Source organism: Paenibacillus caui, from assembly GCF_019904135.1.
GTDB classification, from domain to species: Bacteria; Bacillota; Bacilli; order Paenibacillales; family Paenibacillaceae; genus Fontibacillus; species Fontibacillus caui.
In genome coordinates this window covers 1-11,697 of sequence record NZ_JAIOGQ010000015.1, presented here as the reverse complement: position 1 = coordinate 11,697, position 11,697 = coordinate 1, and the positions used below count along the sequence as shown (strand labels likewise).

Here is an 11,697-nt window from a genome sequence, read left to right as displayed (position 1 = left end):
TAGGGGCTCTCCTGACGGTCTATTCGTCTTTGGGCTGCCCCTTTTTCAATTCATCATCCTCATTTTCATTCCAGTTCTGTTTAACTCGGTCCATCTGCCGCTGCATATGAGTGCCAAATTCGGCGATGAGCAGATAGATTACCCCGATCGCCAATGAAATGCACGCCAAAACGAGCGGTCCATTCCCAATATAATCCAGCATCGTGTGGAATAATTCTGTGCTCCAGGAAGTGATATTTGAGCTAAAGATCGCCGCAGCCAGATACCGAATGCCATATAAAAATGCCGCAATGCCGATAAACATCATGCCGGTTGCTCTTTTGTTCATGTTCTCCTCCTTGTTCTAAATCCGGAACACGCGATCCGAATCCTCTTGTGTACTTGAATGCAGGATAATTTGTATGAACCCCAATTAATTCTACTATATTTAACCATTTTTGCGGAATAAAGATATTTGGGGCGTTTCAATCGCCATGACTTGACCTTTAAATATGCTGAAAATAGTTCAGCGTTCAATGGTCGGAACCTCAAACTGGTTCCTTACGGAACGCGTTTTTGTTGCTCTTCGCGCATGCAGAAAAAGTATACAAAAGTGGTATGTACGCTTCCATGCGACGAGAGTAAACTTACTGTAAAAATAACCGCTGCAAAGTTACGAAATTACTTTGCAATTTATGCGGATCGCTTTGCGTAAGCAGAAAATTATTAAATCCTTAGCATTATAAAGCCGGACACCCGCAAATAAGGCTCGCACTGGATGCGCGGGAAGAATAGGGCTGACAAGGAGTGATTGGGCGATGAATCGGCTGATCAGTGTTATCGTGCCAGTGTACAATGTCGAAAACTATTTGCCGAAGTGTCTGGATTCGATATGCGGCCAGACTTATTCCCGCTTGGAAATTATCATCGTCAACGACGGAACGAAGGATGGCAGCGAACGGATTATCGACGAGTATGCGCTTCGGGACAAGCGAATCAAAATGGTCGTCAAGCCGAACGGCGGCCTTTCCTCCGCGCGCAACGCGGGAATGGAGATCGCCACCGGTGATTATGTCGCGTTTATCGATTCCGATGACTGGATTGCACCGGAGATGCTGGAGCACATGTACGATACAGCAGAAGCTGGAAACTGCGATCTGGTCGTGTGCAACTACGATAAAGTATTTGCAGACCATACCGAACGGAGCTTTCTGCAAATGAAAGAAGAGATCGTAGACGTCCGGAAGCTAGGGCTGGCGGAATATATGTACCGCTATCTGTTTACTTATGCGCATGGTCATGAAGTATGGAACAAGCTGTACCGGCGCGACATTCTGGTGCAGAACGCGATCCGCTTCGAGCCGAATAAGGAAATTTTTTCGGAGGACCTGCTGTTTAACCTTTATGTTCTCTGCCATGCGCGGAATATCGCTGCAATTGACCGATCGTTCTATTTCTATTTACAGCGTGAGGGTTCGCTTATGCAGGCTCCTTCCCCCCAGATCGGAGCTCAGTACGTAACGCTTGTCGAACGATTTAAACATTACTGCGACCGTTTAAGCCGCAGGCAGGAAATTGAGCCCGTTCTCCCGGTTCTGCTGTACGATCTGATGAATGCCTGCATAACGCAAATCTACAAATCGGGCGGAGGCAGAAAAATGATCGGCCAGGCGCTCAAAACAACCTCTTCAGCGGATGCCTCCCAGTTTGGCCTCTACATGCGCCGTCTCGCCTTTGGTCGGTCGATGAGCATTTACCGTGAGAGGACCGGCGGAAGTCTCTCCAGCGACATATTCGGCCGATTTTTTGCTATCTGCTGTATGTTCCGATTATGGAATCTGTTCTCGGGGATTAAATACAAGCGGCTTGACGGCACGGCCGTCCGGCTGTAGAGGAGGTGCCAATGCATGTTTGACGTGTCCATTATTATTCCAACGCGCAACAGGGTTCCCGATCTGTCCCGCTGTGTAGAGTCGATCTGCTCCCAGCAGCAAATATCAGACACCGAAATCCAGATCATCATCGTGGATGACGGTCAAATTCCGCAGGACGTGCTTGAGAAATTCAGGACCCTTGCCGCCGTAATGGGACGCGCAGAACTGATCTACTATAAAAAAACAAGACCAGGCGTCTGGCTGTCGAGATACGAGGCGCTCACGCTCGCCCACCATGATATTGTGCTCTATTTCGACGATGACGCCGAGCTTGACGACCCTCTCTATATTCGGCGGCTGATCGATATGTATGAGCAGGATGAAAGCATTGCGGGCGTCGGCGGGGTAGCCAAAGGCCTGCGGACAAGCCGGCTGGGCAGGCTGCTGGGTGTGTTGTCATGCCAGATGTCTACCTCTCCCGGCAAGCTGTCCCCGAGCAGTCTGGCGGGGTCGCTGCTGTACTGGGGAGAAGCCGAGCGGCCGTTTGAAAGCGATTTTTTCCACGGCTGCAACATGTCCTTCAAGCGTGATGCGCTGCGCGATATGCTCCCTTTTCCGTGGATGACCAGCTACGCCGTAGGCGACGACTTGTATATGTGCTGTCTTGCGGCCAGATACGGAAAGCTTCTGGTCAACCCTCAGCTGAAAATCGTGCACCATGAGTCCCCCCGTTCGCGCGACCGTGCGGGCAAGGTGGCCATGGCTACCGCGGTCAATCACTATTATTTGCTGGCTCTTCGCAAAGCCGGGCCCGGCGGTTATGTTGCGCTCATGTGGACGCTTTTGTACCTGACCGGCAAAGAGACAGTCAAGCGAAATTTGGGAGCTGCCTTGGGCTACATCCGGGGGATCGGCTTCGTACTCAACCCCCTAAAGAACAAATATCGTGAATTTTTGGCTGATTAGCAGCGTCCCGCTTGGGGGCAAGATGAGACTAGAGAGAATGCTTACAAGAACAAGGGTGGAAGGAAGGATTGCACAATGAGCGCCATTTCCGCAGCCAAGCAAGTTTTCGGAGGGAATAGCCTGGCCAAAACAATCATGCGCACCAGCTTCAACAACTTTTTCGTTCTGATGGTGACCACACTGACTTCCATTCTGACCGCCCGGATGCTGGGCGCGGATGGAAAAGGCGAGCTGTCAGCCGTACTGTTCTGGCCTTCCCTGCTGGGCAGCCTAATCGGATTTGGCCTTCCCACTTCGCTGATTTATAACGTGAAGAAAAAAACGGGCAGCGTCACAGATCTGCTCGGTCTCGCGCTGCGGATCCAGATTCCGGCTAGCCTGGCCGCAGGAGTTCTTGCATGGATCCTCATGCCGCTCTGGCTCGGAAATTATCCGCCGGATGTCATACGCGTGGCGCAAATCTATACGCTCGCCGCCATTCCGCTGGCGGTATTGACCAACCTTGGCATCGCGCTTTCGCAGAGTCTGGACAAATTTGGCGTGTACAATGCCATCCTCTTTTTCGTCCCGTTCCTGACCTTCGGCGGGTTGATCGTATTGTGGCTGCTCGGCTCGCTGGATGTCCTGACTGCATCCGCCGTTAATCTAACGGCCGGGATCGCCACGCTCGCATGGGCATTGTACCGGATGCGTGGACAGCTTCATTGGCGCGCACTCCGCTGGTTTGTCCAAAACAATGTGCTCCGCCCTTACTATAGTTACGGAGCCCGCGTTTACGGGATGGAGCTGATGGGGACGCTCAGCAATCAAACGGATAAAATCGTCATTGTCTCCCTGCTCTCGCCCGCCGATTTTGGGCTATATTCCGTTGTGTATGCCCTGTCGCGCGTATTCAACGTTGTGCAGAATGCAATTACGAGCGTCATTTTTCCAAAAGTAACCGGGATGCAGCATGACGCCATTATCGACAAAATCGGCAGAGCCTTTCGGATTTCGATGGTCGGCATGGCCATCGTGATCGTTCCCAGCCTGTTCGTCGGCAAATACCTGCTCGGCCTGCTGTATGGCACTACGTTTTTAGCCGGAGCCGGAACCTTTTATTTGCTCTCGGTGGAATGCATTATCGGCGGGGCCTCCTGGATCCTTGCTTCCGCCTTTAATGCCCTGGGACGCCCGGGACTTGTCCTTGTGCGGCAAATTGCAGCCTATCTCGTTACGGCCGGACTGTTTTTTGTATTTACGCCTTGGCTCGGACTTCCCGGCATTGCGCTTGCCCTGTTATCGGGAGCGCTTGTCCGGCTGGCTGTATCCGTACTGTCTTTCCCGGTGTTCTTTAAAGTCCCGTTAAGACGCATTTTGTTTGACCCGAGCGACTTGTCCTTCCTGCTCCAAACGATTGGCGATAAACGAAAACACCGCAAAGAGGAGGTACATGAATATGCATCCCATGGCTGAATTGAAAGAACAGCTCCGTCAAATTCTGGACGTCATTCCTTCAGGTTCAGAAATCTATTATTTGGATTATCCGGTGTACAACAACGGCGGGGATATGCTGATCATGAAAGGAACGGAAAAATTTTTCAAGGATTACGGCATCCATATTCTGGCCCGCTATAACCTGTATGATTTTCCGGATCAGCTTCAAGCCGTTCCAGGCAGTATATTTGTTCTGAACGGCGGAGGCAACTTTGGGGATTTGTACACTCATCATCAGGAGCTTCGGGAGCGAGTAGTGAAACAGTTTCCAACACACCGCATTGTCATCATGCCGCAAACGATCTACTTCCAGAATGAGGCCAACTACGACAAGTCGGCAGCTATTTTCAATGCCCACCCTGACCTCCATCTCTATGTCCGGGACAAAGCGTGCTATGAACTTGCGAAACGAAAGTTTTCGGGCTGCCGCGTTTACCTCTCGCCGGACATGGCTCACCAGCTTTGGCCGATCGTTCCGCCCAAAAAGGGCGAGAAGGATCTCCTTTACTTCATTCGAACCGATATCGAGGCGGGGAATGCGCAGCCGCAGAATGTTGGAGGAAATCAAAGCGATTTCCGGGACTGGGACACGCTGTTCAGCCGAATGGAAAGCAAAGTTACGCATCATTTGGCGAAATTCTGCAAGCTTGATAAAAAACTGGGCGGATACTTGCCCACCCGGCTGTTCTGGTACATGTACACCGATTATTTGCTTCGCAAAGCGGTAAGCTTGTTCGGCTCCTACCGGATCATTCACACCTCCCGGCTGCACGGTCATATACTCGCTTGCTTGATGGATAAGCCGCACGTGCTGATCGACAATTCCTACGGCAAGAACTCCCAATATTACCGGACCTGGACGCACCGGAACACCAAAGCAAGGCTTGTACAGGAAGCCCCTGATGAGCCGATTGAGCTGCTGTCCTGAATGAAGGTTATGCCAGAACTGAAGCAGCCCCTTCTGGGTTTCGGAAGGGGCAACAACGGCCTTAAGCTTCTCTTAATTTGCCGTCTTCCAGATGCAGCACACGGTCACAGTAATGAAGCATCCGTTCATCATGCGTAACCATAACGGCGGCTTTCTTCTCCGCTTTCACTTCTTCGGCAATCATGCGCACAATCATCTGTCCGCGGTTTGAATCGAGGCTTGCCGTTGGCTCGTCGGCCAGCAGAATCGCCGGCCTGTTCATCCAGGCCCGGGCGATGGCGGTCCGCTGTTTCTCGCCGCCCGATAGCCTCTCCGGATAGTAGTTCCTCCGCTTCTCAAGACCGAGCCGTTCAAGCAGCTCACCTGCTCTGCGCTGCGCTTCCCGCCTGTCCATGCCTGAAAGTTTGGCCACAAACAACAGCTGCTCCTCGACTTTCAAATAAGGAATGAGATTGGCGCTCTGAAACATGAAACCGATCTTGTTCAGCCTGAGACCGGCGAGTTTCTGACTGTTTAATCCGCTTAATGGCTGTCCGTCAATGACGACCTCCCCTTCTGTCGGAGTCAGCAGAGCGCCGGCGATGGAGAGAAAGGTGCTTTTTCCCGATCCCGAAGGACCCAGCACGGCCACAAATTCGCCTTCACTCACTTCAAATGACAAATCGTCAAGAATAGTGATCGAAGATTCGCCGTCTCCAAAGGTCCGGGTGACATGACGCAACGCCAGCATGGTTCTTTTCATCAGACCGCCCTCCCTATCGCATCCAGCGCATCGATTTTGGCGACGCGAATGACAGAAATGAGCGCTCCCGCCGCCGAGACGGCAATCATTAGCAGGCTTGTAAAGGCGATGACCGCAGGTTTCAAGCTGAACGGCATGCTCGCAGGCAGGACCTGAACCATCCCCCACGTAAGCAGCAGGCTAATGGCTACGCTTGTACAGGACAGCAGCAGCATCTGGGTGAGCACGCTGCCTGCCAAATAAGAGGTTTTCACGCCAATCGCCTTTAAAACTCCGAACTGGCCCGTTTTCTGAATCGTGATGACATAAGAGAAAACCGTTAGCACAAATGCGGCAATGATGAACAGAAAGGCGATCATCATCGTTAGCGACTTCTGCTCTGCCGAATATCCCGGGATGCCGGCAATGGCTGTCTTTTTGGAAATAAGATCGACGTCGGTCATCGTGCCCGCCGCTTCCGCCAAAACGGCTTTATCGCCTTTGACAGCAATCGCATTGAAAGCTCCCTCTGCGGGCCCGCCGGGCATCGAGGACGTCCGGGCGAGCTTGCTCCACTCCAGCTCATTCATAAAGACAACAGGCGCATGGCTGTAAGAAGCATCGCTCGTAAATCCGGCGACCTTCCAGGACATGCCGGTGGCCTGATCCTTAATCGTGCTCCCGATCTTCACGCCCGATTGTTCAAGCTTGCGATCGGCAACAACCTTGCCTTCGTCCGTATCCGCGACTGCGCTTCCCTGGATCACGTCAGGCGCCAGCAGACCCGACATATCGACGCCAAAAACGGCAATATCCGTTTTCCGGGAACCGCCGTCTACGGTAATGGTGCTCATCCGAATGCCGAGAGAAGCCATCTTATCTTTACCGATCCGGCTTCGCGCTTCATTCAGCTGAGTTTGGTCCAGCATGGAGCGGCTGAAACGGTTATCTGAATCTTTTTGCAGCATAAAGTAATTTACCGGCATGTTCTCTATGGCTGAGCCGTTGGCATAGGCCAGACCTCTGGCCAAACCTGTTACGAACAGTACCAGAAAGGTTAGCAGCAGCATAATAACCAGCAAAAGGGCATAACGCGCTTTCGCGTGCCGGATTTCCCGAAGGGATAAAAACATGGTTCATTCACTCCTAACAGGGACTGATCAAGGGTACAGACCCAGTTTAGGAAGCGAATATGAACGCAATGTGAATAACACTTTACAAATGTGGTAAAGTCACCGTAAAGGTGCTCCCTTCTCCCGGTCGGCTGGACACTTCAATGGTTCCTTCGTGCAGGCTTACTATTTTCCGAACGATGGAAAGGCCGAGCCCGGTGCTGTTTGATGAGTTTGAAGAGCGATCCCTGGCTTTGTCAGCTTTATAGAACCGGTCAAATACATGGGGAAGCTCCTCTTTCGAAATCCCTTCGCCCGTATCGGAGAAAGCCACTTTGCACCAGGCCCCCTCCTTCCAGGCGCGGATTCGGATCGTCCCGGAGGCAGGGGTGAATTTGACGGCATTGGACAGCAGGTTCATCCAAACCTGATACAATAGTCCGCTGTTCCCGGGGACAGACAACTCGGGCACATTCATCAGGAGGGCCAGCTCCTTCCCGGCAAGCTGCCACTCCATAACCTGCGCGACCTGACACAGCTGGGAACGCAGCTCGACCGTCTCCTTCGGTATACCGCCTTCTTCTTTATCATCCAGCATGGATAAGGTAAGCAGCTGCTTGCTCAGCGTCGACAAATGGCGGCTCTCTTCTTCAATGATATTCAGGTAATGCTCCTGCTCAGGGGGAGACAATTCCTTCTTCCGGAGCGCTGCGGCAAATCCCTGGATCGAAGCAAGCGGCGACTGAATTTCGTGGGACACATTCGATACAAACTCCTGCCGCGATTGGTCCGAACGCTTGAGTTCCTGGCTCATTACCGTAAAATGGGATGCAAGCTGCCCGATTTCATCCCGCCGCCGGGTGGCAAGCTTGATATCGTAACGGCCACCCGCGATGGCTTTGGTTGCTTCCGTCAGCCGCGTGATCGGCCTAACCACATACCTTGCGGCAATCAAGAAGAGCATAATGCTGAAAAGCACCGTAAAAAGAATAATCATGGCGAAGAAAATCCGCAGCTCTCCAAACTGCATTTTCGTATCCGGACGCATGAAGAGCGCATAGTTAGCGCCATTAATATTAACCGGAGCGCCGACTGTATTGCTAAGCCGGTTATCGAAAAAGCCCGTAATCAACGGACCGCCGGGAAATTCGGCTACCCCGTGGTAAGCTTGTCCTTGAAGGACAAGCCGGATGTTCTCCGCCGCCAAATCCTGCAACCGGAAACGCGCCCCGTAAAAACGATCCTCTCCTCTTCCATCCGTCAAATAAATCTCATATCCCAGGGAACCTATGTTCCGGAGATATTCATCGGTTTCGCCGGCATTACGCTCCATAAACCGCTGCATGTCCTGAACCATCCGGGTCAGCTTCCTATCATTATACGGTTTCAGTTTCATATGATAATAAACATTGGACACTATAAATCCGAGAAAGCTGCTGATAATGATGGTGGCAAGCGTCATCAGGCAAATCCGCACATAGAGCGATTTCATTTGCCCGTCACCTCAAGCTTGTAGCCGAGACCGCGGACCGTTTGAATCGCGAAGATTTCCTGATAATCGGCAAAACGCTGCCGCAAACGCTTGATATGCACATCCACGGTGCGTTCATCCCCGTCATAATCCGGCCCCCAGACAAGCCGGATCAGCTCTTCCCGCGCAAATAAGCGTCCGGCAAACTGGGCTAATTGGGCCAGAAGCTCGAACTCTTTTCGTGGAAGCAGCATGACGGAATCTCCATCCAGCACCTCATAATTTTTACGGTCAATGATCACTTTGCCCAGCCTGATCCGGTCCTTGGATGCAAGCGAGTAGCGTCGAAAGAGCGCCTGTATGCGGAAGAGAAGCTCCTCCGGTTCAAAAGGCTTTGTGACATAATCGTCCGTCCCGCGCATGTATCCCTGTTCCTTATCCGCCAGTTGCTCGCGGGCAGTCAGCAGAATGATGGGTATATCATAATTGTCCCGAATGTGGCTGCAGAGCTCCAAACCGTTCACCTTCGGCATCATGACATCCACAATAGCCAGATCCACCGGTTCGCTTTGCAGCCTGTCCATAGCTTCCTGCCCGTCCCTTGTTTCCAATACCGCATATCCTTCGGCGGTCAAAAAATGCCTGAGCAGTGTGCGGATATGCGGATCATCGTCCGCCAGCAAGAGTCTTTTCATGGCTGTTCATCCTTTCTGCTCGTAATACTCCAAAACCCTTACATCCGAAAGCCACTTTACCAGAAGTGGAGAATCAGCTTCAGTCAAGCGTTTGGCTTGGATGTACCCGCTCTGAAATAAAATCATCTTTAGGTCCCCCTTATTCTAAAAAAGACCGTCCAGCAAGGACAGTCTGCGCATTTATCGCCTTTTGATCAGAGCTTCTTGTGCGGTTTAAAAATCAACGGTTCCTGAGGAAGGCAAGCGCCCGCTCCATCTTGTCCAGATAAGCAGGATCTTCATTCGAGCACATGAACTTGATATCGTTTGTCCCATGCGTTCCCTGCAAACCTTGCTCCCTGAGCCTGTCGATTAACCTGTTTACAGTCCCCCTGCTGCCATCGATCAGTTCAAGGTGCGTTGGCAAGATCTCCTTTAAAATCTCCTTGTAGAAGGGATAATGCGTGCATCCAAGCACTACCGTTCCGTATTGCCCCAAGTCCAGATGCCCAAGCTTCCGTTTAAAATAGTTCCCGATTTCCTGACGGTCGAAGTTCAGATTCTCGCAATATTCTACCAGTTCCGGAAGAGGCAAGGAATCCACGATGGAGTGGTCATCGACACGCGCAACCAAATCGGCATACTTGGATTGACTGAGCGTCAGTGGTGTAGCGAACACCAGCACTCTTCTTCCTTCTTCGAGACTTCTTTCTACTGCAGGTTTGACAGCCGGCTCCATCCCGATGATCGGGATCGTATATAGGCTTCTCAGTTCGTTGATCGCCGCGCTTGTACCAGTATTGCAGGCCACGACCAGCGCTTTGATCTCCTCCTGCATAATGGTGCCAACCGACTCTTTTACGTATTGATTTACCTCGGTCAAGGATTTCGTTCCATAAGGAACATGAAGGGTATCGGCAAAATAAAGAAAGTCCTCGTCAGGAAGCTTCTTCATCGCTTCATGCAGTACGGTTATTCCGCCGATCCCGGAATCAAAAAAAGCAATTCTCACCTGTATCACCTGTCGTCAGTCATTATTTATGCATCTTTGTCTGCTGCGTCCCATTCTTGATAAAACTGGTCCAAATACTGCTGCATAAAGGCGTGTCTGGACTCTGCCAGCTGTCTGGCATAGTCTGTGTTCATCAGGTCCTTCAGCTTCAGAAGCTTCTCGTAAAAATGATGAATGGACGTATTGCCTTCACTTCGATAATCCATATTCGAAAAATCGCGCTCCGGTTCGTGCATAGATCTGCCTTTGGAGCCTCCGTAAGCAAAGGTTCTGGCTATGCCAATCGCGCCTATCGCATCCAGCCGGTCGGCATCCTGTACAATTTCCCCCTCCAATGTCGTCATCGGCGGGTTCTTGCCTCCATTATAGGACATCGTGGAGATGATCGACATGATTTTATGAATCACGTCCTCATCGGAAACATGCCGTTGCAGCCATACACTTACTTTATTCAGTCCTGCTTCTTTGGAGGCGTTTAGCTTCTCATCCGCAATGTCATGGAGCAGCGCCGCCAGCTCGCACACCAGCAAATCGGCCTGTTCCTGGCGCGCAAGACGCAAAGCCATATTCCTGACACGGTGGATATGCCACCAATCATGGCCGCTGCGGTCAGTCCCGAGCTCTTCTTGTACGAAACGCTCGGCCTGCCCGATTACCATTTTATGCTGATCCATTCTTTACCATACCTTTCCTGTCACTTAACGTCTATCTGAATCCTGATCCTAGTCCTGGTCCGAAACCTGATGGGTCCGCTGATATCCATATTAACTCAAAATGAGAGTTCTATAAACCATTTCGTCTGATTGAAGCAGCTTGGCCAAGCCCAAAAAGACCAATCTTCTTACTGTTATCAAGACCTAAATTAAAAAAAGTTAGATAAAAGAAAGGATATAACATATTTTATATGACTAATATGTTATATCCTTTCTTTTTCAATTAACGCATCCGTTAATGAAAGATTTGTGAATTGATAATAAAGTTGTATAATTTTCGGAGAACAATCTTATAAAAGTGCGCCCTTATTTACAGCTTTCACACAATACACTATCAGCAGTTCTTGCGATTGCATTATCTAATCGTGATACTAACATATCTTTTTCAGAAGGCATTGTTAAAATAGCAGTAAAACGTTCACCTTCTCCGATTTTTTTACCACAATTAGTACAAGTTAATTCCTTAGATAGAAATGCATCTTTCAATTTATCCAACATCTTAATCCACTCCTATTATGCCCATTTCTTAAATATACGAATATCAAAATATTCTTATATTCATTATATTTTACAACATATGAAACTTCCATTTCACACCATATTTTTAAACAACTTTTTTATTTTTAAATGGCTTTATTATTTTTGGCTCTACACCAAAGTTAGTGCTTGAACAGTCAGCTAGTTTATGCTAGTGAAAATAGCGAGCATAGTTGCATTCGACCAGAAGTCCCTGTACATACCGATCTCGATTACGGGTGAAGTAATGTCTGC

Annotated in this window: 12 protein-coding genes; 4 read left to right on the top strand and 8 right to left on the bottom strand. The window is 50.3% G+C overall.

All coding sequences use genetic code 11. The features are described from left to right. Nucleotides 1-19 precede the first annotated feature (19 nt). On the bottom strand, nucleotides 20-328 hold the full coding sequence (locus K7397_RS10505; RefSeq protein WP_223067914.1) for a hypothetical protein: 309 nt from the start codon (nucleotides 326-328) through the stop codon (nucleotides 20-22). A gap of 469 nt (nucleotides 329-797) precedes the next feature. Between K7397_RS10505 and K7397_RS10500 the strand changes: the two genes are divergently transcribed. The 4 genes from K7397_RS10500 to K7397_RS10485 all read left to right on the top strand — a co-directional run bounded on the left by K7397_RS10500 (nucleotide 798) and on the right by K7397_RS10485 (nucleotide 5,223). Then, nucleotides 798-1,871 (top strand): glycosyltransferase, encoded by a 1,074-nt coding sequence (locus K7397_RS10500; RefSeq protein ID WP_223067913.1) that lies wholly within the window; start codon nucleotides 798-800, stop codon nucleotides 1,869-1,871. Nucleotides 1,872-1,886: 15 nt separating this feature from the next. Next, nucleotides 1,887-2,819, top strand: a complete 933-nt coding sequence (locus K7397_RS10495; RefSeq protein WP_223067912.1) for a glycosyltransferase family 2 protein — start codon at nucleotides 1,887-1,889, stop codon at nucleotides 2,817-2,819. Nucleotides 2,820-2,894: 75 nt separating this feature from the next. Beyond that, nucleotides 2,895-4,274: a lipopolysaccharide biosynthesis protein gene (locus K7397_RS10490; RefSeq protein WP_223067911.1), complete on the top strand. Its 1,380-nt coding sequence runs from the start codon at nucleotides 2,895-2,897 to the stop codon at nucleotides 4,272-4,274. Next, nucleotides 4,252-5,223 carry a polysaccharide pyruvyl transferase family protein gene (locus K7397_RS10485; protein ID WP_223067910.1) on the top strand — a complete coding sequence of 324 codons (972 nt, stop codon included), beginning with the start codon at nucleotides 4,252-4,254 and terminating at the stop codon, nucleotides 5,221-5,223. Before K7397_RS10490 ends, K7397_RS10485 begins: the two co-directional genes overlap by 23 nt. Nucleotides 5,224-5,284: 61 nt before the next feature. On the opposite strand, the gene K7397_RS10480 is transcribed toward K7397_RS10485, so the two are convergent. The 7 genes from K7397_RS10480 to K7397_RS10450 form a co-directional block, all read right to left on the bottom strand. Beyond that, entirely contained in the window at nucleotides 5,285-5,965 is a 681-nt protein-coding gene (locus tag K7397_RS10480) for an ABC transporter ATP-binding protein (protein ID WP_223067909.1), read from the bottom strand. Further along, nucleotides 5,965-7,077 (bottom strand): ABC transporter permease, encoded by a 1,113-nt coding sequence (locus tag K7397_RS10475; RefSeq protein WP_223067908.1) that lies wholly within the window; start codon nucleotides 7,075-7,077, stop codon nucleotides 5,965-5,967. The genes K7397_RS10480 and K7397_RS10475 overlap by 1 nt, the downstream gene beginning before the upstream one ends. An 82-nt stretch (nucleotides 7,078-7,159) precedes the next feature. Further along, nucleotides 7,160-8,548 (bottom strand): sensor histidine kinase, encoded by a 1,389-nt coding sequence (locus K7397_RS10470; RefSeq protein ID WP_223067907.1) that lies wholly within the window; start codon nucleotides 8,546-8,548, stop codon nucleotides 7,160-7,162. Further along, nucleotides 8,545-9,222, bottom strand: coding sequence for a response regulator transcription factor (locus tag K7397_RS10465; protein WP_223067906.1), 678 nt, complete (start codon nucleotides 9,220-9,222; stop codon nucleotides 8,545-8,547). The genes K7397_RS10470 and K7397_RS10465 overlap by 4 nt, the downstream gene beginning before the upstream one ends. Nucleotides 9,223-9,442: 220 nt before the next feature. Next, nucleotides 9,443-10,213, bottom strand: a complete 771-nt coding sequence (gene murI / locus K7397_RS10460; protein WP_223067905.1) for a glutamate racemase — start codon at nucleotides 10,211-10,213, stop codon at nucleotides 9,443-9,445. Nucleotides 10,214-10,239: 26 nt separating this feature from the next. Further along, nucleotides 10,240-10,887 carry an HD domain-containing protein gene (locus K7397_RS10455; RefSeq protein WP_223067904.1) on the bottom strand — a complete coding sequence of 216 codons (648 nt, stop codon included), beginning with the start codon at nucleotides 10,885-10,887 and terminating at the stop codon, nucleotides 10,240-10,242. A 345-nt stretch (nucleotides 10,888-11,232) separates the two neighbouring features. After that, a complete protein-coding gene (locus K7397_RS10450) occupies nucleotides 11,233-11,424 on the bottom strand; it encodes a hypothetical protein (protein WP_223067903.1) in 192 nt (63 codons plus the stop codon). Between the last annotated feature and the right edge of the window lie 273 nt (nucleotides 11,425-11,697).

Bases quoted from the DNA above. Each gene is read 5' to 3' on its own strand.
- K7397_RS10505 (WP_223067914.1), bottom strand. From the start codon at position 328: ATGAACAAAAGAGCAACCGGCATGATGTTTATCGGCATTGCGGCATTT.
- K7397_RS10500 (WP_223067913.1), top strand. From the start codon at position 798: ATGAATCGGCTGATCAGTGTTATCGTGCCAGTGTACAATGTCGAAAAC.
- K7397_RS10495 (WP_223067912.1), top strand. From the start codon at position 1,887: ATGTTTGACGTGTCCATTATTATTCCAACGCGCAACAGGGTTCCCGAT.
- K7397_RS10490 (WP_223067911.1), top strand. From the start codon at position 2,895: ATGAGCGCCATTTCCGCAGCCAAGCAAGTTTTCGGAGGGAATAGCCTG.
- K7397_RS10485 (WP_223067910.1), top strand. From the start codon at position 4,252: ATGAATATGCATCCCATGGCTGAATTGAAAGAACAGCTCCGTCAAATT.
- K7397_RS10480 (WP_223067909.1), bottom strand. From the start codon at position 5,965: ATGAAAAGAACCATGCTGGCGTTGCGTCATGTCACCCGGACCTTTGGA.
- K7397_RS10475 (WP_223067908.1), bottom strand. From the start codon at position 7,077: ATGTTTTTATCCCTTCGGGAAATCCGGCACGCGAAAGCGCGTTATGCC.
- K7397_RS10470 (WP_223067907.1), bottom strand. From the start codon at position 8,548: ATGAAATCGCTCTATGTGCGGATTTGCCTGATGACGCTTGCCACCATC.
- K7397_RS10465 (WP_223067906.1), bottom strand. From the start codon at position 9,222: ATGAAAAGACTCTTGCTGGCGGACGATGATCCGCATATCCGCACACTG.
- K7397_RS10455 (WP_223067904.1), bottom strand. From the start codon at position 10,887: ATGGATCAGCATAAAATGGTAATCGGGCAGGCCGAGCGTTTCGTACAA.
- K7397_RS10450 (WP_223067903.1), bottom strand. From the start codon at position 11,424: ATGTTGGATAAATTGAAAGATGCATTTCTATCTAAGGAATTAACTTGT.